At 72.0% G+C, this 22,795-nt stretch carries 17 protein-coding genes; 11 read left to right on the plus strand and 6 right to left on the minus strand.

Going from position 1 to position 22,795, the window contains the following annotated elements; translation table 11 throughout:
• The first annotated feature begins 20 nt into the window (after nucleotides 1-20).
• Genes Aiant_RS28750 through Aiant_RS28760 form a run of 3 tightly spaced genes read left to right on the plus strand, consistent with a single transcriptional unit; the run spans nucleotide 21 to nucleotide 2,708 of the window.
• Nucleotides 21-908 (plus strand): threonine/serine dehydratase, encoded by an 888-nt coding sequence (locus Aiant_RS28750; RefSeq protein ID WP_189334745.1) that lies wholly within the window; start codon nucleotides 21-23, stop codon nucleotides 906-908.
• A 14-nt stretch (nucleotides 909-922) separates the two neighbouring features.
• Nucleotides 923-2,215, plus strand: a complete 1,293-nt coding sequence (locus Aiant_RS28755) for an ABC transporter permease (protein ID WP_212846544.1) — start codon at nucleotides 923-925, stop codon at nucleotides 2,213-2,215.
• Complete coding sequence (locus tag Aiant_RS28760) at nucleotides 2,118-2,708, plus strand: M15 family metallopeptidase (protein WP_229831047.1); 591 nt, start codon at nucleotides 2,118-2,120, stop codon at nucleotides 2,706-2,708. Before Aiant_RS28755 ends, Aiant_RS28760 begins: the two co-directional genes overlap by 98 nt.
• Before the next feature lie 101 nt (nucleotides 2,709-2,809).
• On the opposite strand, the gene Aiant_RS28765 is transcribed toward Aiant_RS28760, so the two are convergent.
• Nucleotides 2,810-3,601 carry a class I SAM-dependent methyltransferase gene (locus tag Aiant_RS28765; RefSeq protein WP_189334748.1) on the minus strand — a complete coding sequence of 264 codons (792 nt, stop codon included), beginning with the start codon at nucleotides 3,599-3,601 and terminating at the stop codon, nucleotides 2,810-2,812.
• A 102-nt stretch (nucleotides 3,602-3,703) separates the two neighbouring features.
• Here Aiant_RS28765 and Aiant_RS28770 point away from each other — a divergent pair, with 102 nt between their 5' ends.
• Nucleotides 3,704-4,729, plus strand: coding sequence for an aspartate-semialdehyde dehydrogenase (locus Aiant_RS28770; RefSeq protein WP_189334749.1), 1,026 nt, complete (start codon nucleotides 3,704-3,706; stop codon nucleotides 4,727-4,729).
• 242 nt (nucleotides 4,730-4,971) lie between these two features.
• Nucleotides 4,972-5,175 (plus strand): hypothetical protein, encoded by a 204-nt coding sequence (locus tag Aiant_RS28775; RefSeq protein WP_189334750.1) that lies wholly within the window; start codon nucleotides 4,972-4,974, stop codon nucleotides 5,173-5,175.
• Between the two features lie 1,979 nt (nucleotides 5,176-7,154).
• On the opposite strand, the gene Aiant_RS47065 is transcribed toward Aiant_RS28775, so the two are convergent.
• A complete protein-coding gene (locus Aiant_RS47065) occupies nucleotides 7,155-8,999 on the minus strand; it encodes a pentapeptide repeat-containing protein (protein WP_368857294.1) in 1,845 nt (614 codons plus the stop codon).
• 2,950 nt (nucleotides 9,000-11,949) lie between these two features.
• Between Aiant_RS47065 and Aiant_RS28785 the strand changes: the two genes are divergently transcribed.
• Nucleotides 11,950-13,374, plus strand: a complete 1,425-nt coding sequence (locus Aiant_RS28785) for an RNB domain-containing ribonuclease (protein WP_189334751.1) — start codon at nucleotides 11,950-11,952, stop codon at nucleotides 13,372-13,374.
• Nucleotides 13,375-14,092: 718 nt separating this feature from the next.
• Here the strand turns inward: Aiant_RS28785 and panB are convergent.
• Together panB and Aiant_RS28795 are read right to left on the minus strand one after the other, a co-directional pair.
• Nucleotides 14,093-14,923: a 3-methyl-2-oxobutanoate hydroxymethyltransferase gene (gene panB / locus Aiant_RS28790; RefSeq protein ID WP_189334752.1), complete on the minus strand. Its 831-nt coding sequence runs from the start codon at nucleotides 14,921-14,923 to the stop codon at nucleotides 14,093-14,095.
• A 101-nt stretch (nucleotides 14,924-15,024) separates the two neighbouring features.
• Nucleotides 15,025-16,800: an NAD+ synthase gene (locus tag Aiant_RS28795; protein ID WP_189334753.1), complete on the minus strand. Its 1,776-nt coding sequence runs from the start codon at nucleotides 16,798-16,800 to the stop codon at nucleotides 15,025-15,027.
• Between the two features lie 112 nt (nucleotides 16,801-16,912).
• Between Aiant_RS28795 and glnA the strand changes: the two genes are divergently transcribed.
• Both glnA and Aiant_RS28805 read left to right on the plus strand, forming a co-directional pair.
• The gene (glnA, locus tag Aiant_RS28800; protein WP_185040140.1) at nucleotides 16,913-18,265 is read left to right on the plus strand and encodes a type I glutamate--ammonia ligase; all 1,353 of its coding nucleotides are present in this window, start codon (nucleotides 16,913-16,915) and stop codon (nucleotides 18,263-18,265) included.
• A gap of 132 nt (nucleotides 18,266-18,397) precedes the next feature.
• On the plus strand, nucleotides 18,398-18,823 hold the full coding sequence (locus tag Aiant_RS28805; protein ID WP_189334754.1) for a DUF350 domain-containing protein: 426 nt from the start codon (nucleotides 18,398-18,400) through the stop codon (nucleotides 18,821-18,823).
• 105 nt (nucleotides 18,824-18,928) lie between these two features.
• Here Aiant_RS28805 and Aiant_RS28810 read toward each other — a convergent pair whose 3' ends face one another.
• Nucleotides 18,929-20,071: a low temperature requirement protein A gene (locus Aiant_RS28810; RefSeq protein ID WP_189334755.1), complete on the minus strand. Its 1,143-nt coding sequence runs from the start codon at nucleotides 20,069-20,071 to the stop codon at nucleotides 18,929-18,931.
• Between the two features lie 57 nt (nucleotides 20,072-20,128).
• On the opposite strand from Aiant_RS28810, the gene Aiant_RS28815 reads away from it, so the two are divergent.
• Nucleotides 20,129-20,887, plus strand: a complete 759-nt coding sequence (locus Aiant_RS28815; RefSeq protein ID WP_189334756.1) for a helix-turn-helix transcriptional regulator — start codon at nucleotides 20,129-20,131, stop codon at nucleotides 20,885-20,887.
• A gap of 169 nt (nucleotides 20,888-21,056) precedes the next feature.
• Nucleotides 21,057-21,503, plus strand: a complete 447-nt coding sequence (locus Aiant_RS28820; protein WP_189334757.1) for a GNAT family N-acetyltransferase — start codon at nucleotides 21,057-21,059, stop codon at nucleotides 21,501-21,503.
• 37 nt (nucleotides 21,504-21,540) lie between these two features.
• Here Aiant_RS28820 and Aiant_RS28825 read toward each other — a convergent pair whose 3' ends face one another.
• Nucleotides 21,541-21,915, minus strand: a complete 375-nt coding sequence (locus tag Aiant_RS28825; RefSeq protein ID WP_189334758.1) for a VOC family protein — start codon at nucleotides 21,913-21,915, stop codon at nucleotides 21,541-21,543.
• A gap of 105 nt (nucleotides 21,916-22,020) precedes the next feature.
• Here Aiant_RS28825 and Aiant_RS28830 point away from each other — a divergent pair, with 105 nt between their 5' ends.
• Nucleotides 22,021-22,794 (plus strand): type 1 glutamine amidotransferase, encoded by a 774-nt coding sequence (locus tag Aiant_RS28830; RefSeq protein WP_189334759.1) that lies wholly within the window; start codon nucleotides 22,021-22,023, stop codon nucleotides 22,792-22,794.
• Nucleotide 22,795 lies beyond the last annotated feature (1 nt).

Here is a 22,795-nt window from a genome sequence, read left to right on the forward strand (position 1 = left end):
GACAGCCGTAGGTTGGTCAGGTGATCAACCTTGCGGATGTGGAAGCCGCCGACCGGCGGATCGACGGACGGATCCGGCGGACGCCGTTGGTCGAGGCGGGGCCGGACCGATGGTTCAAGCTGGAGTACTTGCAGCACACCGGCACGTTCAAGACCCGCGGCATGATGAACAAGATCCTCGGCAGCGAGGTTCCGCCGGCCGGCATCGTCGCGGCGTCCGGTGGCAATGCCGGGCTGGCGGCCGCCTACGCGGCGCGCCGGCTGAACGTGCCCGCCGAGGTGTTCGTGCCGGTGACCGCGCCGGCGGTGAAGGTCGCGAAACTCGGGAAGCTGGGGGCCCGGGTCGTCCAGGTCGGCAACGAGTACGCCGAGGCCTACGCCGCCGCGCGGGAGCGGACCGACGCGCTGTTCTGCCACGCCTACGACGATCCGGCGATGGTCGCCGGGAACGGCACGCTGGGTCTGGAGATCGCCGGAAGATCGGACACCGTGCTCGTGGCCGTCGGCGGCGGTGGCCTGATCGCCGGCGTCATCGCCGCCCTGCGCGACACGGCCAAGATCGTCGCCGTCGAGCCGGTCACCTCCCAAGCCCTGCATGCCGCGCTGAAGAACGGAGCGCCGGTCGACGTCCCGGTGTCAGGTGTGGCCGCCGACTCCCTCGGCGCCCGCCGCGTCGGCGACATCGCCTTCGCCCTCGCCACCGACGCCAAGATCGAGTCGCTCGTGGTCGAGGACGACGCGATCGTCGACGCCCGGAAGCGTCTCTGGGACGACTACCGCATCGTCGTCGAGCACGGCACGGCTGCGGCCTATGCCGCCCTGACGTCGGGCGCCTACCGTCCCGCTCCCGGTGAGCGGGTCATCACCCTGCTCTGCGGTGCCAACACCAACCCCGCCGATTTGGGCTGACTTATCCGGAAATAATGGGACGCTCGGGGGTGGCCGAGGAGAACGAGATCCAGTCGGGACGCCAGTTCCGCCGCTTCGCCCTCGCCGTCTGTGCGATCGGCGTGGTCATCCAGCTCGGCCTCACCGCGTACTACCTGGGCATGGGACACAAGGCCGCCCCGCACCACCTGCCGGTGGGCCTGGTGGCCGGCGCTGAGCAGCGCGCCGAGGTGGTCGGCATGCTCGAGGACGGCGGCCGCTTCCGGGTGACCGACTATCCCGGCGCCGCGGCGCTGACCACCGCGATCAAGCGCCGCGAGGTGTACGGCGGAGCCGACCTCACCGGCGACGCCCCGCATCTTTACGTGGCGAGTGCCGCCGGCCCGGCCGCCGCCAGCCTGCTCCGGAGCACCTACACCGCGGTCCTCCAGCAACGGACCGCCGCGCAGGTGGCGCAGCTGGCCGAGGCCGGTGACCAGGTGGGCATCGTCGTGGTCCGGTCGCTGACCACTCCGCCGCAGGTCACCGACGTGGTGCCGCTGCCGCCCGACGACGTGAACGGGGTGTCGCTCGGCTTCCTCACCCAGGCCCTGTCGCTCGGCGGCACGGTCGCCTCGATGGGGCTGGGCCGGCTGATCCCGCGAACCCGCCGGAGCTGGCGGCGCGGCGTCGCGCACCTGTCCACGCTGATCCTCTACGCGGTCGGCTCGGGCGCCGCGGTGCTCTGGTCGATGAGCTGGTTCGGCATCGGCAGCGGGGCGAACCACGGGGAGATGCTCGGCATCTTCTCGCTGATCTCGCTCGCCGTCACCGGGTCGACGGCCGGCGCGGTGGCGCTGATCGGACCGGCCGGCGCCGCGGTCGGCGCGTTCTACTTCATGATCGGCACGGTCATCTCCGGCGCCAGCATCCTCCCCGAGTTCCTGCCCGCGTTCGGGCGCCGGCTCGGCGAGAACCTGCCCACCGGCGCCGGCGTGCAGGCCGTCCGCCAGGACCTCTACTTCCCGCAGGCGCCGATCGCGCAGCACATGTGGGTGCTCGCCGCCTACGCGATCGTCGGCTGCCTGCTCATCCTGATCACCAACGGGCTGCCGAACCGGAAGGACAGCACGTCCGAGGTCGATCTCGACCTGACCGTGCGGCTGGAAGGCCCGGGAGTTGAGTCAATTTCCCGGAGCAACTCAGATTTCCGTGGCCACGCCGAACCAGAAGAGCGTGGGAATCGAGGGAGTGAACTCGCGCATCGCGGACATCCAGAGCCGGATCCTGGCGTTGCAGACTCAGCAGGCGACCACGTCGACCGCGACCCGGACCGCGGGGTCCGCTAGCGCCACCAGCAGCACGTTCGCCAGCCACCTGCAGGGCGCCATCGCGGCGCAGGGCACCTCCGCGGCGGACCGGACGTACAAACTCAACGGCAAGGGTATTCCGGAGGATCTCGCCGCGTACGGAAACGGCCGCATCCCGGCGGAGGCCCTCGAACAGGTCGGCGGCACCCGGCACAAACTCTGGGCCCCGGCCGCCGAGAAACTCACCCAGCTGATCGCCGACGCCAAGGCCGACGGCGTCACCATCGGCATCACCGACTCCTACCGCCCCTACACCGAGCAGGTCGACCTGGCCCGCCGCAAGGGCCTGTACTCCCAGGGCGGCCTGGCGGCCAAGCCCGGCACCAGCGAACACGGCTGGGGCATGGCCACCGACCTGGACCTCAACCCCGAGGCCCTGTCCTGGATGCGCAAGAACGGCGGCCGTTACGGCTTCGTCGAGAACGTCCGCCGGGAGTCCTGGCACTGGGCGTTCCGCCCCAACATGACCTGACCCAAGGACCACACCGGGGGGAAGGCGGGACCGCGGCGATGCGTCGCGGTCCCGCGCCGCTTCCCTCTCTTTCGGTACGCCCGGAGCCGTCCCGCCGCGCGTCAGGCCCGGCAGAGGATCTCGCCGTGCGGGATGGTGAACCAGCCGTCCGGCGACGCGGACCACTCGCGCCAGCCGGCCGACAGCCGCTCCAGGTCGTCCCGCGTCGCCGCCCCGGTCCGCAGCGCCGTGGCGGCCATCTCCGACTTCAGGATCCGGTCCGCCCACATGCCGCCCCACCACTGCCGGTCGGCGTCGTCGGCGAAGCCCCAGACACTCGCCGTGGCCGTCACGTCGGTGAACCCGGCCGCGCGGGCCCAGGACAGCATCCGCCGCCCGGCGTCCGGCTCGCCGCCGTTGCCCCGGGCCACCCGCTGGTAGAGAGCCAGCCACTCGTCCAGCTCCGGCACCAGCGGGAACCAGGTGAAGCCCGCGTAGTCACTGTCCCGCGCGGCCACCACGCCGCCGGGGCGGGTGACCCGGCGCATCTCGCGCAGCGCGGCGACCGGGTCGGTCACGTGCTGGAGCACCTGGTGGGCGTGGACCACGTCGAAGCTGTCGTCCGGGAAGTCGAGGGCGTGCACGTCGCCGACCGCGAAGTCGACGTTGGCCAGGCCGCGCCGCGCGATCTCGGCGCGGGCCACGTCCAGCGCGGCGTCGGTCTGCTCCAGCGCGGTGACGCGTGTGACGTGTGTCGCCAGGTCCGCCGTGATGGTGCCGGGGCCACATCCGACGTCCAGCAGGGTGAATCCGGAGGAAAGATGCGGCAGCAGGTATGCCGCCGAATTCTCTGCGGTGCGCCAGCGGTGTGAGCGCAAGACCGACTCGTGGTGCCCGTGGGTGTACGTCGCCATGCCCTCGAAGCTAGCCCTGTTGTCCTCGAATGTGGGACAACAGTCCCACATAATGAACAAGGCGATTTCTTGGTATGCAGTTCAGGACGTATTTTGGTCGGCATGAGGATCGGCATCGTCGGCGCGACGGGACAGGTCGGTGGCGTCATGCGCCGCATCCTGGCCGAGCGCGCGTTCCCTGTTTCTGAGCTCCGGCTCTTCGCTTCCGCGCGCTCCGCGGGCCGCACCCTGCCGTGGGGAAACGGCGAGGTGACCGTCGAGGACGCCGCCACGGCTGACTACAACGGCCTGGACATCGTGCTCTTCTCGGCCGGCAAGGGCGGGTCGAAGGAGTACGCCCCGCGCGTCGCCGAGGCCGGCGCCGTGATCGTCGACAACTCGTCGGCCTGGCGGATGGACCCGGACGTCCCGCTCGTCGTCGCCGAGGTGAACCCGGACGCGGCGAAGGTGCGGCCCAAGGGCATCATCGCCAACCCGAACTGCACCACGATGGCCGCGATGCCGGTGCTCCGGCCGCTGCACGACGAGGCCGGGCTGGTCTCCTTCATCGCCACCACCTACCAAGCCGTCGGCGGCGCCGGGCTGGCCGGCGCGGCCGAGCTTGACGAGCAGATCAAGAAGGTCGCCGACCGGGCTCTCGAGCTGGTCCACGACGGGTCCGCCGTGGAGTTCCCGGAGTCCAAGGTCTTCCCGAAGCCGATCGCGTTCAACGTGATCCCGCAGGCCGGCTCGTTCGTCGACGACGGCAGCTTCGAGACCGACGAGGAGCAGAAGCTCCGCAACGAGAGCCGGAAGATTCTCGGCCTGCCCGAGCTGCTGGTCTCCGGCACCTGCGTACGGGTGCCGGTCTTCACCGGGCACTCGATCCAGGTGAACGCGCGGTTCGCCCGCCCGCTCGCCGTCGAGCGCGCCCGCGAGCTGCTCGCCTCGGCGCCCGGCGTGGAACTGTCCGAGGTGCCCACCCCGCTCCAGGCCGCCGGCCGCGACCCGTCGTACGTGGGTCGTTTCCGCCTCGACCCGACCGCGGAGAACGGCCTGTCGTTCTTCATCTCGAACGACAACCTGCGCAAGGGCGCCGCGCTCAACGCCGTGCAGATCGCCGAGCTGGTCGCCGCCGAGCTGAGCTGATCCGTCCCGTTCCGGGCCGCCCCCGCCACGCACCGTGGCGGGGGCGGCTTTGTGTTTCCAGGGTTCCGTGCCGCTCGATGAAGGTCTCTGTGGTGTGAATGCGAGCGGGAAACCGCGCGAATGCCCGGGGTGGCTCGTTCCGATGAGGTATGACGGTCAATCCACTCGGCTCCACAATGGAAATCTTGGGCATTTTGCCCGAATCGGTAGCGCATGGTCGTTTTTAGTTGCAGAGTGATGGAATGAACGACAGTGGGCTCGGCGGGGCGGGCTACTTCTGGTGCCTCCGACACCACCGGGTCGAGATCGGCGACGACGTGTGTCCCGCCCAATTCCGGCTCGGCCCGTTCGCCACGGCTGACGAGGCGACGCGGGCCCTCGAAACGGTCGAGAAGCGCAATGCCGAGTGGGATGCCGAGGACGCTCGCTGGACCGGAGAGAGCTAGACCGTCACCTCGCTCCCCGTCCGACATCCCTGGCGCAGACGTGCCCGCAGTCATTCGCAAGGAGGAACACCTCGATGCCCGCTGCCAAAAAGGCTCCGATCAGATCCGCCGCCTCCGGCGCCGATGCAAAACCCGTTTCCGGTACGACGAAACGCGCCGCCGCCGGCAGTGTGCCGGCGCGGAATGGTGCCGCTCGGACGGTGAACGGTCGCGGGGCGGTGGGTGCCGCGGTGAAGCCTGCCGGTGGGCGGGCGGCGGCGGCCGGGGAGAAGCGTGTGGCGGGGCGGGCGGCGGCTGCGGCCGCGGAGAAGCGTGTGGTTGGGCGGGCGGCGGCTGCGGCCGGGGAGAAGCGTGTGGTTGGGCGGGCGTCCGCGCCTCGGGCGGGCGCGCCGAAAACGGCAGTGGCGGGACGGGCCGCCGCGAAAGTGGGGAGTGGAGTCGCGGTGGCGGCCAAGTCGAAGGTATCGGCGGGTGTGACGGCTCGGGTTTCCGGCAAGCAGCCCGAGGTGAAGGCGGGCTCGGCCCGGGGGACGGCAGCCAAGGTGGCCGGCGGGGCCAAGACGGCTGGTGCGGTCAAGACGGCTGGTGCTGCCAAGGCGGCCGGTGCTGCCAAGGCGGCCGGCGCGGTCAAGACGGCTGGTGCTGCCAAGGCGGCCGGCGCGGCCAAGACGGCTAGCGCGGTCAAGGCGGCCGGCGCGGCCAAGACGGCTAGCGCGGTCAAGGCGGCTGGCGGGGCCAAGACGACCGGTGCGGTCAAGACGGCCGGCGCGGGCAAGACGGTTGGTGCTGCGACGACGGCTGGCGCTGCGACGAGGGCCGGTGCCGGGAAGGCGGCTGGTGCGGCCAAGGCGGCTGGCGCGAAGGCGGTCGTGGTGAAGTCGGCGACGGGTCGGTCGGCTGCGGCTTCTGCGTGGGCGGCGGGGGCCAAGCCGGCTGCTGGGTCGGCGCGGGCCGCGGTGAAGAGTGTTGCGAAGCCGGTCGTCAGCAAGACGGCGGTGGTGAAGGCTAGTGGGGCCAAGGCCGACGCGGTGCAGGCGGCGGCTAAGACTGTGGCTACCAAGACTGCGGTCGCCAAGGCCGCGAGCAAGACGGCCGTGGGTAAGACGGCCGTGGGTAAGACGGCCGTGGGCACGGCGACCGCGAGTAAGACGGCTGCGGGCAAGGCGGCCGTGGGCAAGGCGGCTGCGGGCACGACGACCGCGAGTAAGTCGGCTGCGATTAAGACGGCTGTGAGCAAGGCGGTTGTGGGCAAGGCGGCTGCGGGCACGGCGACCGCGAGTAAGACGGCTGCGGGCAAGGCGGCTGTGGGCAAGGCGGCTGCGGGCACGACCGCGAGCAAGACGGCTGCGGGCAAGGCGGCTGCGAGTAAGGCGGTTGTGGGCAAGGCGGCTGCGGGCACGATCGCGAGTAAGACGGTTGCGGGTAAGGCGGCTGTGGGTAAGGCGGCTGTGGGTAAGGCGGCTGCCGCGAAGGTGACTTCTTCAGCGAGCGCTGGCAAGACCGCTGCGGTGCCGAAGACTAGTGCGGCGAAGAGCGCGGCGAAGGCGGCTTCGTCAGTGGCCAAGCCGACGGCGTCGGCGGCCAAGAAGCCGGGGGCGTCGGCGGCTGGCAAGAAGACGGCCGCGTCGGCGGGCAAGAAGTCGGCGGTGGGTTCTGCGGGCACGAAGCCGGCTGGTCTGGCGGGGGCGAAGGCCGCGGCCAAGGTGCCGGTGGCTCGGTCCGCGGTCAGTGGTGTGGGCTCGGGTGTGGTGAAGGCATCGGCCGGGGCCGGGAAGAACGCGGCGACGGTGGTGCCGGTGGCGCGGACGGCCGGTGACTCGGCCAAGGTGGTGCCCGGGAGCAAGCGTGCGGCTTCGTCGGTGCCAGCTGCCCGGAAGGCGGCTGTTGCACCTGGTAAGCCCTCGGCCAAGGCTGCCGTGCCAGGGAAGTCGGTGGCCAAGGCCGCTGGCCCAGGGAAGTCGGTGGCCAAGGGCGCTGGTCTAGGCAAGTCGGTGGTTAAGGGCGCGGGTCCGGACAAGTCGGTCACCAAGACGGCCGGTGCGTCCGGGAAGTCGGCGGTCAAGGCGGTGGCGGCGGCTCGGACCGTGGCCAAGGGTGGTTCGGCTCGGGCGGTGACCGGCCGGGTGGGCGGGACCGGCTCGGCGACCGCGGCTTCGGCGAAAGGGACGGCCGGGCGTGGCGGCCCCGGCAAGACCGCGGCGGCCAAGACCGCCGTGGCGGACCGTGCCAAGGGCGGTGCCGTCGGCACGGCGAGCGCGAGCCCGGTGAGGTCGGCAAAAGCCGGTGCGGCAAACGCTGCAACGACCCAGGCAAGTGCGGCCAAGACGGTTGCGGCTCGGGCTGGTGCGGCCAAGGCCGGTGCGGCTAAGGGTGGCGCGGCTAAGGCTGGTGCGGCCAAGACGGGCGCGGCTAAGGCTGGTGCGGCTAAGGCTGGTGCGGCCAAGGTGAGCGGGGCCAAGGCTGGCGCGGCTAAGGGCGGCACGGCTAACGCTGGTGTGGCCAAGGTGAGCGTGGCTAAGGCTGGTGCGGCTAAGGGCGGCACGGCTAACGCTGGTGTGGCCAAGGCGGGTGCGGCCAAGGCCGGGACGGCCAAGGTGAGCGTGGGCAAGGCTGGTGCGGCTAAGGGCGGCATGGCTAAGGCTGGTGCGGCCAAGGCGGGCGCGGGTAGGACCGGTGCTGCCGTCGCTGGTGGGGCCAGTGGGTCGGGGCGGGGCTCCGGGCAGGTGCGGGTGCCGGTGGCGCGGGCTGAGGGCGTACGTAAAGGGGTTGTGTCGCAGCGGAAATCTGGGGGCGCGGCAGCGGTCCGGAGCGGTCGGCGCGTCGCGGCGGCCAGCAGTAACTTTCCGAACAAGACTCAGGTGACGATGTCGGCGGATGCCGGCGACAAGGACTGGGACCGGGGGGCGTCGTCGGCCTGGCCGGAGTCCGCCGCGGCCGGGTCGCGGCCGCAGGACGACGAGGTCTCGCCGAGTGAGTTGACGGATCGGCCGTTCCTCGGTGGGTGGTTCGCGCCGCCGCGGGATGCGGCGAACCCCGGACGGGAATCCGACCAGTGGGGTGCGGATCGGCCCGATCTGGAAGCTTTGGAGACGCCCGAGGACGAAGAGCCGGCGGGCGAGGATCTGGCTTCGGCGCAGATGGCGGCGTTCGCGAAGAGCGCTCGGGCTCGGGGGGAGTTGTTCCTCTCGCCGGACGAAGGCGTCGTCGAGGTCGAGGACGGGGGGATCGTCCGGAGTGCGCCGGTGCGGAAGCGGGCGGCTGCCCCGGCCGGGACGGCCTCGGAGGGTGAGACCGGCGGGGGCCGGGCCGAGGCGGCGGCGGTTCGGGCGGCGCAGGCCGAGATGGCGGCCGGCCGGGCGGCGCAGGCGGGAACCGCGGCGGTGGGCCGGTTCGGGCCGGAGCGGCCGGAACCGCCGGCGGCACAGGTCGCGGTCGGCGCCGGCGAGATGCCGGCCGGCGGGCGACGGGGGATGGCGGCCGTTCCGGATCCGGGCGCCGGTGGGGACATCGGGAGAGCGCCGGTGGAGCCGGGAGCGGCGGACGAAGCGGCGGCCAGTTCGGAACTCGCGCCGTCCCGGATGACCCGGCGGCAGGCGGCGGCTCAGCGGGCGGCGGCTCGGGAGGCCGGTGCGGTTCGGGCGGTCGGACGGGCTTCGGTGGTCGAGCCGGAGGAGGACTGGGACGCGAAGCCGGCGGCGGACTTCGCAGACGCTGAGGCTTCGGCGGAGGTGCAGCCTGAGGCGCGTCGGGGAACCGTCGGGGCTGCTCGTGGTGCGGCGGCTGAGGCGGCTGAGGCGGCGGCGAAGGCTGCGGAACTGGCTGATGAGGCGGTCATGGCGGCCGTTGCCGAAGGTCCGGGCCGGGGGCCGGTCAAGGCGGTCGGAAGCAAGGCTGCTGGAAGGCGGGCCGCGGCGCCGGTGAAGGCGGTGGGGTCCAAGGCGGGTTCGGGGGCTGCTGCTCCCGTGAAAGCGATCGGGGGACGGGCGGGGGCTTCGGCTTCGGCTTCGGCGGCTCGGGCGGCGGTGGCGGCTGAGGAAGCGGCGGCGGTCGAGGCTCGGGGAGCGGGGAAGGCCGGCGGTTCCAAGGCGGCTGGTGGTCGGGCCTCGGGTGGTAAGAAGGCGGCGGCTGGGGTCAAGGCTGCGGCGAAGGCTGCTGGGACCAAGAGGGCTGCGGGGAAAGCGGCTGGGGGTTCGGCGGCTGGTACCGGTGGGGCTGGGGCGAAGGCGGCGGCGGTCAAGGCCGTGGCTGGGAAGGCGACTGGGGCCAAGACTGCTGGGGCGGCTGTGGGTAAGGCGACGAAGGTTGCTGCGGGTAAGGCGGCTGGGGCCTCGGCGGCCAAGAGTGTTGCCGGTAAGGCGGCTGGAGTCTCGGGGGCCAAGAGTGTTGCGGGTAAGGCGGCTGGGGCCAAGGTCGGCGCGGTGAAGGGCACTGCTGCCAAGGCTACTGAAGCTAAGGCGACCGGGACTGGCGCTAAGGCGACCGCTGCTAAGGCGGCTGCTGGTGGGGCTGTGGCGAAGCGGGGCACGGCGGCGAAGTCCGCTCGCGGTGGTGCGACCGTGGCCAAGGCGACGGGGACGGCGGCCAAGCTCACCGGGGCCAAGGCTGGAGTGGCGAAGGCCGTGGGTAGTGGTGCTGCGAAGGCGGCCAAGGCTACGGCTGGTGGGCGGGCCGGGGCGGTAGCTAAGGCGACTGGGGCTGGCGCAGCGGCAACGGGTGCTGCGAAGGCTACGGCTGCGAAGTCAGCAGGGGCCAAGGCCGCTACGGGTGCGAAGGCTACGGGCACGAAGGCTGGGGCCGCGAGATCAGCAGGTGTCAAGGCCACGGCTGCGAAGGTGGGCACCACGAAGGCCGGAGCGGCGAAGGCTACGGCGGTGAAGGCGACCGGTACGAAGGCTGCGGCGGCCACGAAGGCTACGGCCTCCAAAGCGGCGGGTACGAAGGCTGGGGCGGCGAAAGCCGCGGGCGCCAAAGTCGCGGGTGTGAAGGCTACCGGGGCTAGGGCGGGCGCTGCGTCCGCTGGGGGAGTCAGGTCGACGGCCGGTAAGGCGACTACTGCGAAGGCCGGGGCCGGGCGGGCGCCGGCGAGGGCCGGTGCGGCTAAGGCGACTACTGCCAAGGCGACTGCGGCGAAGGCGACCACTGCCAAGGCGACTGCGGCCAAGGCGACTGCGGCCAAGGCGACTGCGGCGAAGGCGAGTGCGGCGAAGGCGAGTGCGGCGAAGGCGAGTGCGGCGAAGGCGACTGGGGCGAAGGCGACTGCCGCCAAGGCGACTGGGACGAAGGCGACTACCGCTAAGGCGACCACTGCCAAGGCGAGTGCGGCGAAGGCTACGCCCGCCAGGAGCGCGTCCTCGAAGGCAAGTGGGGCTAAGGCCACAGCGGCGAAAGCGGTCGGCAAAGCGACCGGGGCCAAGGCGACTGGTGCGACGGCTACCAAGGCCACCGCTGCGAAAGCGACTGGTGTGAAGACCGCGGCCTCGAAGGCTGGCGGCGCGAAGGCCACCACCGCGAAGGCTGGTGCGCCGATGGCTACGACGGCGAAGGCTACGGGGGCGAAAGCTACGGCCGCGAAGGCTACGGGGGCGAAAGCCACGGCGGCGAAGGCTGCTGGTGCGCGAGCTACGGCGTCGAAGGCGACCGGCGCGAAGGCTGCTGGTGCGAAGGTATCGGGCGCGAAAGCGACCGCGGCGAAGGCTTCGGGTGCGCAGGCGACTGGGGCCAAGGCGACCGGAGCTGCGGCTCGTGGCACCAAGGCGACCGGGGCCAAGGCGACGGGTGCGAAGGCGACCGGGGTCAAGGCGGCTGGAGCCAAGGCGACCGGAGCTGTGGCTCGTGGCGCCAAGGCGACGGGTGCGCAGGCGGCTGCGGTCAAGGTGACCGGGGCCAAGGCGACCGGGGCCAAGGCGGCTGGAGCCAAGGCGACTGGGGCCAAGGCGACCGGAGCTGTGGCTCGTGGCACCAAGGCAACCGGGGCCAAGGTGACGGGTGCGAAGGCGGCGGGGGCCAAGGCGGCTGGAGCCACGGCGACCGGGGCGCGGGGCGCGGCTGCCAAGGCGACCGGGCGCAAGGCGGTTTCGGGGCGGGCCAGTTCGGCCAGGGCTGCCGCGGCGGCTGAGGCGAGGGTTGCGGCGGCGGCTGCGGCTGAGGCGGCGGCTACCGAGATTGCGCTGGCCAAGGCTGATCAGGCGATGGCTACCGCGAGTGCGGCGGCCCGGTCGGCGTCGGCGGCCAAGAGCGCGGCGGCCAAGGTGGCCAGGAGCGCGGCCAACACGCGGGCCGCCGCGACGAAGGCAGTCAAGACGACCAAGGCAGCGGCGGCCAAGGCCGCGAAGGCGGCCGAGGCGATCGAGGCGGCCCCGGCCCGGAAGGCTCCGGCGAAGAAGGCGGCGAACAAGTCGGCGGCCACCACCGCCGGTGGCCGGTCGACCGGGAACGCGGCCAAGGCCACCAAGGTCACCCGCACCTCCGGGGCGAACAGCGGCGCCTCGGGTGGCGGCGCTCGCAGCTCCCGCAATGCCGCCAAGGCGGCGTCGGCATCCCGGGCCCGCGCGGTCCGAACCCCGGCCCCGGCCAGCCGGCGCGCCCGCTAGCCGAGGCCCCGGGCGCCAGGTCTGGCTTCGGATCGCTCGGCGCGTCCGGCGGTGAGGTTCGGCCTGGCTCCGGGCGGTGTTCGAACAGAAGTTCGGCCCCGCGCTCCGGGTGGTATTCGAACAGAAGTGAGGAAGGACCGCGCCCGTCGGGTGCGGTCCTCTCCCGTTGGGGTAGGAATGGGCGGTGCCGATCAAACGGGTGTGGGCGCCGCAGATTGACTTCTCCGTGTTGCGCCGGGAGCTGGGATTGCCGGGAGAGTTTCCGGCTGCGGTGATCGCGGAGGCGGAGCAGGCGGCCGCCGTGGTGCCGGGTGGTGCGGATCGGACGGACGTGCCGTTCGTGACGATCGACCCCGCCGGGTCGCAGGATCTGGATCAGGCGATGCACCTGAGCCGGCGCGACGGCGGCGGCTACCGGGTGCGGTATGCGATCGCGGACGTGGCCTCGTTCGTCCGGCCGGGTGGGGCGGTCGAGGCGGAGAGCTGGGTGCGGGGGCAGACCGTGTATCTGCCGGACGGGCGGATTCCGCTGCATCCGCCGGTGCTCAGCGAAGGGGCGGTGAGCCTGTTCGCGGACGTGGAGCGGGCCGCCGTGGTGTGGACGATCGACCTGGACGCGGACGGGGCGACGACCGCTACGCATCTGGAGCGTGCGCGGGTGCGCAGCCGGGCCAAGCTGGACTATCCGAGCGTGCAGCGGGAGCTGGACGGCGGCGAGCCGTCGGAGCCGGTGGCGCTGCTCGCGGAGATCGGGACCCTGCTGGCGCGGCGGGCGGCCGAGCGGGGTGCGGTCAACCTGCCTCTTCCGGCGCAGGAGGTGGAGCGGGACGGGGACGGCTGGCGGCTGGTGCTGCGGGCGCCGCTGCCGGTGGAGGAGCACAACGCGCAGATCTCGCTGCTCACCGGGATGGCCGCGGCGCGGATCATGCTGGACGGCGGGATCGGGATGCTGCGGACCATGCCCGGGCCGAAACCGGAGGCGGTCGACGGGCTGCGGGCCGCGGCGGCGTCGCTCGGGGTGGACTGGCCGGCCGGGGCGAGTGTCGGTGCGGTGGTGGCCTCGGTCGATCCGGGCAGCCCGCGCGGTGCCGCGTTTCTCGATCAGGCGGCGGAGTTGTTGCGGGGTGCGGCGTACACCGCCTTCGGTGGCGACGCCGGCCCGGCGCCCGAGGACGCCGGCCACGGTGGGGTGGGCGCGCCGTATGCGCACGTCACGGCACCGCTGCGGCGCCTGGCCGACCGATACGTCACGGAGACCTGCCTGGCCCTGTACGAGAACCGCCCGGTCCCGCCGTGGGCGCTCGACGCCCTGCCCCGCCTCCCGAAACAGATGACCGCGACGGACCGGCTCGCCTCGGCCGCCGACCGGGGCGCCATCGACCTGGCCGAGGCGGTGCTGCTGCACGGCCGGGTGGGCGAGTGCTTCGATGCCGCGGTGCTGGACCGCGAGGAGGCCTCCGGCAAACGACCGGCCGGCGGCACCGTGGCCCTCGACGATCCGGCGGTCCGCGCCCGCTGCCTCGGCGACCTGCCCCTGGGCGCCCGCATCCAGGCCCGTCTCACCGCGGCCGACCCGGCGACCCGCACCGTCCGCTTCGAACGAGCCTGACCCGGAGCCCCGCCCGAAGAAATCCGCACCTCAACGGCCCGCCCTCCCCAGGGGGCCACCGCCAGAATCAGTGTGGCGGGCGATGCGGTGACCGCGCGGCCAGGCTGTGGACAGCCCGCTGATGTGGAAAACGCTGAAGCCACGGCGCCCGGGGCGGCACCAGTGCGGGTTCGCGGGCACGCCGGTCGGGCGGGTGCGACGGTGTTCGCGGGGCCGTGGCCGGGCGGAGCCGGTGCGGGTTCGTGGGTGTACCGGTCGGGCGGATGCGACCGCGTTCGCGGGGGCCGTGGCCGGGTGGGTGCGACGGTGTTCGCGGGAGCGGTGGTCGGGCGGTGCCGGTGCGGGTTTGTGGGTGCGCCGGTCGGGTGGGTGCGACGGTGTTCGCGGGGCGGTGGTCGGGCGGAACCGTGCGGGATCGTGGGTGCGCCGGTCGGGCGGGTGCGACGGTGTTCGCGGGGGCGCTGGCCGGGTGAACCGGTGCGGGTTCGTGGGTGCGCCGGTCGGGCGGGTGCGACGGTGTTCGCGGGGGCGCTGGCCGGGTGAACCGGTGCGGGTTCGTGGGTGCGCCGGTCGGGCGGATGCGACCGCGCTCGCGGGGGCGCGGCGGAACCGGTGCCGGCTCGTAGACGCGGCGGCCGGGCGGAACCGGTGCGAGCTCACCGGGAGGGCGACGGACCGGGCCGGGAGCGGGGCTCCCGGCCGTACCGTAAAGCGGGTTTCAGAAGGTGTGTTCCGCGGTGGGGAACTCGCCGTTGCGGACTTCGTCGGCGAACTGGCGGGTGGCCTCGGTGAGTGCGCCCGCGAGGTCGGCGTAACGCTTGACGAAGCGCGGGGCCTTGCCGGTGCGCAGGCCGGCCATGTCCTGCCAGACCAGGACCTGGGCGTCCGTGTCCGGGCCGGCGCCGATGCCGACCGTGGGGATCGGCAGCTCCTTGGTGATCTGCTTGGCGACCTCGCCCGGGACCATCTCCAGCACGACCGCGAAGGCGCCGGCGTCGACGACCGCGCGGGCGTCCGAGATCACCTCGGCGCCCTCGTTCTCCCGGCCCTGGACGCGGTAGCCGCCGATGGCGTGCTCGCGCTGCGGGGTGAAGCCGATGTGTGCCATCACCGGGATGCCGGCGCTGGTGATCGCCTCGATCTGCGGGGCCATTTTCCGCCCGCCCTCCAGCTTGACCGCGTGGCAGCCGCCCTCCTTCATGAACCGGACGGCGGTGCGCAGTGCCTGGGTGGGCCCCTCTTCGTAGCTGCCGAACGGCAGGTCGCCGACGATCAGCGCGGTCTTGGTGGCCCGGACCACGGCGCGGACCAGCGGCAACAGCTCGTCGACGGTGATCGGGACGGTGGTCTCGTAGCCGAACACGTTGTTCGCGGCGGAGTCGCCGACGAGCAGGACCGGTACGCCGGACTGGTCGAAGATCGACGCGGTGTACTGGTCGTAGGACGTGAGCATCGGCCAGCGGTCGCCGCGGACCTTGGCGTTGAGCAGGTCACGGGTGCGGACCCGGCGAGTCGCGGGCCCACCGTACAAGGTCGGAATTTCCGACATGTCGTCACTCTCCTCCCTCGAGGCCGCCTGGTGCGGTCCCCGGGTGTCGGGGCCATCGTCGCACCACGGCGGCCATTAGGCCGAGGGGTCAGTGGAAGGTGTCACACCCCCTCGCGAAACCTGTTGGTAATCGGAAGGCGACGGTCCCGCCCGAACGCCTTGCCGGAGATCTTGGTGCCCGGCGCCGACTGGCGGCGCTTGTACTCGGCCAGGTCGACCATCCGCAGCACCCGGTCGACCAGGGCCGGATCGTTGCCGGCCGCGATCAGCTCGGCGCGGCCGAGGTCGTGGTCCACATACCCCTTGATGATCGGGTCAAGCACCTCGTAGTCCGGCAGCGAGTCCGAGTCCTTCTGGTCCGGGCGCAGCTCGGCGCTCGGCGGCTTGGTGATCGAGTTCTCCGGGATGGGCGGGTCGCCCTGCGTGTTCCGCCACCGGGCGAGCTGCCAGACCATGGTTTTCGGCACGTCCTTGAGCGGGTTGAAGCCGCCGACCGAGTCGCCGTACAGCGTGGAGTAGCCGACCGCGAGCTCGCTCTTGTTGCCGGTGGTGAGCACCAGGTGCCCGTCCTGGTTGGAGAGCGCCATCAGGATCACGCCGCGCACCCGGGCCTGCAGGTTCTCCACCGTGACGCCGGAGAGCGACATGTTCGCCAGGAAGGCGTCGACCATCGGCTGGATCGGTTCCACGCGATAGCTCAGACCGGTGCGTTTGGCCAGGTCGGCGGCGTCGTCCTTGGAGTGCTCGGAGGAGTAGCCGCTGGGCAGCGAGACGCCGGTGACCCGCTCCGGGCCGAGCGCGTCGACCGCGATGGCGGCGACCACGGCCGAGTCGATGCCGCCGGAGAGGCCGAGGATGACCGAGCGGAAGCCGTTCTTGTTCACGTAGTCGCGCAGGCCCATGACCAGCGCGGTCCAGACCTCCGCCTCGTCGGCGATGCGATCCGTGACACCGCCGTCCCGGCGATCTGGCAAAGCGGGCAAATCGGCTCCCAGTGAAACCCTGCTTATCGCCATGTCGTCGGGAATCTCGGTTTCGACCAGCGGCTTCGCCGCATCGGTCGATCCCTCCGCGTTGGGCGCGGCGGAAGCGGCAGGCAGGTCCAGGTCGTGGACCAGCAGCTCCTCGGTGAACTGTCCGGCTCGAGCCAGCAACGCCCCGTCCGGCCCGACGATCATCGAGTCGCCGTCGAAGACCAGCTCGTCCTGCCCGCCGATCATGTTCACGTACGCCACCGTGGCCCCGGCCTCCGCCGCCCGCCGCTGCACCAGCGGCAGCCGGACGTCGTCCTTGTTCAGCTCGTAGGGCGAGGCGTTCACGTTGACGACCAGCCCCACCCCGGCCCGCCGCGCCGCGGTGAAGGGGCCGCCGGCCTGCCAGATGTCCTCGCAGACGGTGAGCGCGACATCCACCCCGCCGAGCCGGACCACGGTCAGCGAGTCACCGGGCTCGAAGTAGCGGTCCTCGTCGAACACCCCGTAATTCGGCAAGTGGTGCTTGAAATACGTGGCGGCCACCTCACCCCGATACAGCAGGGCGGAGGCGTCCCGCCGGCCGCTGCCCGGCGCCGCGTCCGAGCTGATCGCGGCCGGGCCGTCGGCGTCCACGTAACCCACCACCACGGCGAGGTCGCCCAGGCCGTCGGCGGCCAGGTCGGCGGCGAGCGCGCGCAGCGCCCGCCGGGAGGCGTCGACGAACGAGTTGCGGAAGACCAGGTCCTCGATCGGGTAACCGGTCAGCATCATCTCGGGGAAGGCGACCAGGTGGGCGCCGGCCTCCGAAGCGGTCCTCGACCAGCGGCGGACCGCCGCCGCGTTGCCGGGGATGTCACCGACGGTCGAGTTCACCTGAGCGAGGGCGATGCGCAGCGTGGGCATGGACCTCATTCTCCCCCATGACGGGGTTTCGGATCCGGACCCGGGCCCACGTCACAGGGCCGGGCCAGCGTAGTCTCGGATCGACGGATCGGCACCGGGACAAGGGGTGGAAGTGGACCGACAGCAGGAGTTCGTGCTTCGTACGCTCGAGGAGCGCGACATCCGTTTTGTCCGTCTCTGGTTCACCGATGTCCTCGGCACGCTGAAAAGCGTGTCGGTGGCGCCGGCCGAGCTCGAGTCGGCCTTCGAGGAGGGCATCGGCATCGACGGCTCGGCGATCGAGGGCTTCGCCCGGGTCTTCGAGTCCGACATGGTCGCCATGCCGGACCCGACCACGTTCCAGGTCTTCCCGTTCGAGGGCGGCGGCAGCGGCGAGAGCGCCCGCATGTTCTGCGACATCCTGCTGCCCGACGGCAGCCCCGCCTGGGCCGACCCGCGCCACGTGCTGCGCCGCGCGCTGGCCCGGGCCGCGGAGAAGGGCTTCACCTTCTACACCCACCCCGAGGTCGAGTTCTTCCTGGTGCAGGACGGGGACAACGACGGCTCGGTGCCGATCCCGGTCGACACCGGCGGCTACTTCGACCACACCACCCACGCGGTGGCCCGCGACTTCCGCCGGCAGGCCGTGCTGGCCCTGGAGCGGATCGGCATCTCGGTCGAGTTCAGCCACCACGAGGTCGCCCCCGGCCAGCAGGAGATCGACCTGCGGTATGCGGACGCCCTGACCACCGCGGACAACATCATGACGTTCCGGCACGTGGTCAAGGAGGTGGCGCTCTCCCAGGGGGTCAAGGCCACCTTCATGCCGAAGCCGTACACCGACCAGCCCGGCTCCGGCATGCACACCCACCTGTCGCTGTTCGAGGGCGAGCGCAACGCGTTCTACGACAGCGAGGACCCGCAGAAGCTGTCGAAAACGGCCCGCGCGTTCATCGCCGGCCTGCTGGTGCACGCCCGGGAGTACACCGCGGTGACGAACCAGTGGGTCAACTCCTACAAGCGGCTCTTCCCGCTCCAGCTGCCGGACCGGATCACCGAGTCCCCGGCCTTCGTCAGCTGGGGCCACCTGAACCGGTCCGCCCTGGTCCGCGTCCCCGCGTTCGGCAAGCCGAACTCGGCGCGCGTCGAGGTCCGCTCGATCGACTCCGCGGCGAACCCCTACCTGGCCTTCGCGGTCATGCTCGGCGCCGGCCTCAAGGGCATCGAGGAGGGCTACGAGCTGCCCCCGGGCGCCGAGGACGACGTCTGGTCGCTGTCCCCGGCCGAGCGCAAGGCCGCCGGTTACGAGGCGCTCCCGGAGAACCTGTCCGAGGCGATCGAGGTGATGGCCGGCTCGGAGCTGATCGCCGAGGTGCTCGGCGAGCACGTGTTCGACTTCTTCCTGCGCAACAAGCGGGCCGAGTGGGAGCAGTTCCGCCGCGAGGTCACGCCCTACGAGCGCCAGCGTTACCTGGGCGCCCTCTGATCGACACCGGTGCCGGCGGCGGTCCGTGGAGGACCGCCGCCTGACCGGTGCGGCTGTCCACAGCGCCGCGCCACGAAGTTTTGTCACACGGGGTACGGTCTCCTTCGACGTCATGCGACAAGGGGAGAGGCTGTGCTGCAAGAGCTGTTGGAGGGCGCCGGGCGGAGCATCGCCTTCGGTGTGATCGGGATCGGTCTGATGGCCCTCGGTTTTGTGCTGATCGACGTGCTCACGCCGGGCAAGCTGCGCGACCTGATCTGGACCGAGCGCAACCCGAACGCGTCGCTCCTGCTGGCCGCCAACCAGCTCGGCATCGCGCTGATCGTGTTCACCTCGATCTGGACCACCTACGACTCGTTCGGCCAGGGCCTCGCCTCGACCCTGCTGTTCGGCGTCCTCGGCATCGTGATCATGGGCCTGGCCTTCCTGGTGCTCGACTGGATGACGCCGGGCAAGCTCGGCGAGGTGATCTGCACCCAGGACTACCACGGCGGCGCGCTGGTCAGTGCCGCCTCGCACTTCGGCGCCGCGCTCATCGTGTGCGCCTGCATCGCCTGATCAAACCCGCCAAAACCCACGATCAACACCCGCTTTCGGTACGCCCTGAGCGCCCCGCCCCGAGTCGCTACGGTGCGGTGCTCACGGCGTACCGGAAGCGGGTTTTCATGATCCTCGGCCGAAGTCACCGATCGCCTCGGCGAGGCTGGAGCGGCGGATCCGGTGGATGTCCTCGGCGATGGCGCCACCGGCCATGATGGCCGCGACGGCAGCCAGTTGCGCGACCGCCAGCAGGTGCCCGAGCGGCGCGGTCGCGAGGCACAGCGCCGCGACGCCGATCCGGTACGCCGCGCCGGGCTGCCCGAGCAGTCGCAGGAAGACGGCGTGCCCGAGCAGGTAGATCGCGACACCGCCGCCCAGCGTGATCGCCTCGTTCCAGGGCAACGCGCCGAACGCGTGTCCCAGCGTTTTCTTGATCCCGACCGCGGTGACGACGATGCCGAGCAGGATCGGGACGTGCGCGTAGCCCCAGGCGTTCAGCGCCAGCCGGGCCCGCCGTTTCGGGTCGCCCGCCTCGGCCAGCACGTGCTCGGAGCGCCGGTCGCCGTCGGCGAAGTAGGCCCACCACAGGTAATACGCCACGCAGAGGCCGAGCACCGCGGCCATGATCACGCCGCCGCTCAGATCGGCGCCCACCCCGACGCCGATCGCGATGATCGACTCGCCGATCGCGATGATGGTGACCAGGCTGTGCCGCTCGACGAAGTGCGCGGCCGAGATGTGGTGCAGCTCCGCCGGGTGCAGGTAACCGGCCGAGATCTGCACCACCGGGGCGGCCAGCCAGCACAGGTGCCGCCACGGCTCGGGCAGCAGCCCGCCGGCCAGCACCAGCAGCGCGGCCAGCAGGTTCAGCGGGCCCAGCGTCCGCATCACCCGGGTCGCGGCCGGGCCGGCCTGGAGGAACATCACCGAGTGGGTGAGGTTGACCACCACGTAGGCGAGGCCGAAGATCCAGCCGTACTTGCCGAAGGCCTCCGGGATGGCCAGCGCCATCACCAGGAAGCCGGCCATGCCGATCAGCAGCAGGGTGCGCCGGCCCGAGGTGGTCGGGGCGACCGCGTTGGTGAGCCAGGCGTAGCCCGAGTACATCCACCAGACCACGACCAGGATCAGCACCACGTTCAGCAGGCCGGCGGGCGTCAGGTGGTGCGCGAGCGAGTCGGCGAGCTGGGTCACCGTGAAGACGAAGACCAGATCGAAGAAGAGTTCCAGCGTGGACACCCGGACAGCGGGCGACTCCTGCGTCATGCCCGAGAGATTAGGCGTTCCCGGAGATTGTCGTACCCCCGCTCTAACCTGCGAGACGTGAACCGGACCGATCGGCTGTACGCCATCGTCGAGGAATTGCGGGCGGTCGCGCCCCGGCCGCGCAGCGCGCGCTGGCTGGCCGGCCGCTTCGAGGTGAGCACCCGCACGGTGGAGCGGGACATCCTGGCCCTCCAGGAGTCCGGCACCCCGGTTTACGCCGAGCCCGGCCGCACCGGTGGTTACTGTCTGGACCGCGCGCACACCCTGCCCCCGGTCAACCTGACGCCGGAGGAGGCGGTGGCCATGGCGCTGGCCCTGCGCCGGCTGGAGGGGACACCGTTCCGGCAGGCCGCGGCGAGCGCGCTGCGCAAGCTGGTGGCCGCGATGCGGGCCGACGACGCGGCCGCGGCGCAGGCCCTGGCCGGCCGGATCCACCTGGTCGGGCAGTCGGCGCCGGCCAGCATGCCGCCGGTGCTGCCGGTCGGCCAGGTGATCCGGATCGGCTATCGGGACCGGTCCGGCGCGGTGACCAGGCGGGACGTCGAGCCGCAGGGCTACGTGGGGATTCGCGACAGTTGGTATCTGATCGCCTGGTGCCGGCTGCGCGACTCGGCGCGGATCTTCCGGGTCGACCGGATCACCACGGTCACCCCGACCCGGGAGCTCGCGCCGCAGCGCACCCTGTCCGACGCCGATCTGGACATCCCGCCCGACAAGCGAGAGCCCCTGACGTTGTTCGCCGAGCCGCGCGCCGCCGCGCCGGCGGCGCTTGCTGGGCCTGCTGGCTCCGCTGCGCTTCGCGGCAACGCCTGGTAACCGGTGCCTGCTGAGCCGGCGGCGTTTGCTGAGCCGGCTGGCTCCGCTGCGCTTCGCGGCAACGCCTGGTAACCGGTGCGCAGGCGGGCGGGTTTGCGTCACCCGCAAACCCCACGGGCGACGCAAACCCACTCGCCTGCGCACCGGCGGCGTTTGCCAAGATCTCCGGATGACTTCCGACGATCTTCGCCTGGTGCCGGTCACCGCCGGCAACTGGCGGGACTGCGCCGAGCTCACCGTCCACGAGGACCAGAAGCGGTTCGTCGCCGACGTGACCTATTACCTGTGCATGTGCCATTACGGCGACACCTGGCAGCCGCTCGCCGCGGTCCGCGGCGACGAGGTGGTCGGCTTCGCCATCTGGGGCGTCGACGACGACCGGAGCCGGTGGATCGGCGGGGTCGTCGTCGACGCGAAGCACCAGCGCCAGGGCATCGGCCGGGAGCTGGTCCGGCAGCTGCGGGAGCGGCTGATCGCCGAGCCCGGCACGCCGAACGTGGCACTCAGCTACCAGCCGGAGAACACCGCGGCCCGCTCGCTCTACCTGGCTCTGGGTTTCGTGGAGACCGGTGAGACCGAGGGCGACGAGATCGTCGCCCGCTGGCACGGCGCCTGACCGCTCCGCGGGTGCCGCGGCGCCTGCCGGCGGCGTTTCACCGCGCCGGCGGCGTGAACACGCCGAAGAGGTTGCCCAGCGGGTCGCTGAGCCGGGCGTAGACCAGCCCGCTCGCCTCCCGCTGCGGCCCGACCAGCACCTTCGCGCCGTGCGCCTCGGCCTGCCGGCAGGCCGCCTCGGTGTCCGCCACCACGATCAGGAAGATCGCCTGGTCCGGCGCCTTCCCGCCGGTGCCGTAGAACCCGCCGAACGGCGCGCCCCCGTCCGGCCCGGTCACCATCCGGTACGGCCGGCCGTCCAGCCCCACCGAGTTGTCGTCGTCGGCGAACGTCCAGCCGAACACGTCGCCGTAGAACCGCTCGGCCTCCTCCGGACGCTCCGTACCCACTTCGATCCAGCCGATGGTGTTCATCTCATCTCCTTCAGGACGACTTCGAACCTCACCGGGAACTCTCGCGGGCCGCCCCGACAACGTCCTGTCGGTGTTTGTCGCGCGCCAATTCGTTAGCCTCGTCACGTGAGCACAGCGCTTGTCATCGAGAACGATCCGACCGACGACCTCCGGCGCCTCGGGGACTGGCTGACCGAGGCCGGGCTGGGGCTCACCGTGCTCCGCCCGCACGCGGGCGACGAGCTGCCCGAGACCCTCGACGACTACGCCGCGCTGATCGTGCTCGGCGGGGACCAGAGTGCCTATCCGGACGTGGCCGGCGCCCCGGGCGCCCCGTGGTTCCCGGCGTGTGAGGGACTGCTGCGCAAGGCGGTCCGGCACCGGGTGCCCACCCTCGGCATCTGCCTCGGCGGGCAGCTGCTGGCCGCCGCGCACGGCGGACTGGTCGAGCGCAGCCCGTCCGGCCCGGAGATCGGCCCCGGCCTGGTCGGCAAGCGCGACGCGGCCGACACCGACCCGCTGTTCAAGTGGGTGCCGCTGCTGCCCGACGTGATCCAGTGGCACCGCGACGAGATCACCGAGCTGCCGCTGAGCGCCACCCTGCTGGCCGCCTCCAGCCGCTATCCGCACCAGGCGTTCCGGATCGGCGACCGGGCCTGGGGCCTCCAGTTCCACATCGAGTGCGATGCCGCGATGATGGCCGACTGGACCCGGCTCGGCGCCGCCGACCTGGACGAGCTGGGCTACGACGCGGAGGCGGTGGTGCTCGCCGTCGCCGAGATCCTGCCGGACGTCGAGGAGGTGTGGCAGCCGTTCGCCGCCCGGTTCGCGGCGCTGGCCCTGGGCACCCTGCCGGACGCCGACATCCCGGCCAAGAACCTGCCCCTGCTGGGGCACTGAG

The organism is Actinoplanes ianthinogenes (assembly GCF_018324205.1).
Lineage (GTDB): Bacteria > Actinomycetota > Actinomycetes > Mycobacteriales > Micromonosporaceae > Actinoplanes > Actinoplanes ianthinogenes.

Coding starts and splice junctions, on each gene's coding strand:
- Aiant_RS28770 (WP_189334749.1), top strand. CDS start 3,704: ATGAGGATCGGCATCGTCGGCGCGACGGGACAGGTCGGTGGCGTCATG.
- panB (WP_189334752.1), bottom strand. CDS start 14,923: ATGTCGGAAATTCCGACCTTGTACGGTGGGCCCGCGACTCGCCGGGTC.
- Aiant_RS28810 (WP_189334755.1), bottom strand. CDS start 20,071: ATGACGCAGGAGTCGCCCGCTGTCCGGGTGTCCACGCTGGAACTCTTC.
- Aiant_RS28825 (WP_189334758.1), bottom strand. CDS start 21,915: ATGAACACCATCGGCTGGATCGAAGTGGGTACGGAGCGTCCGGAGGAG.
- Aiant_RS28820 (WP_189334757.1), top strand. CDS start 21,057: ATGACTTCCGACGATCTTCGCCTGGTGCCGGTCACCGCCGGCAACTGG.
- Aiant_RS28775 (WP_189334750.1), top strand. CDS start 4,972: ATGAACGACAGTGGGCTCGGCGGGGCGGGCTACTTCTGGTGCCTCCGA.
- Aiant_RS28795 (WP_189334753.1), bottom strand. CDS start 16,800: ATGCCCACGCTGCGCATCGCCCTCGCTCAGGTGAACTCGACCGTCGGT.
- Aiant_RS28755 (WP_212846544.1), top strand. CDS start 923: ATGGGACGCTCGGGGGTGGCCGAGGAGAACGAGATCCAGTCGGGACGC.
- Aiant_RS28765 (WP_189334748.1), bottom strand. CDS start 3,601: ATGGCGACGTACACCCACGGGCACCACGAGTCGGTCTTGCGCTCACAC.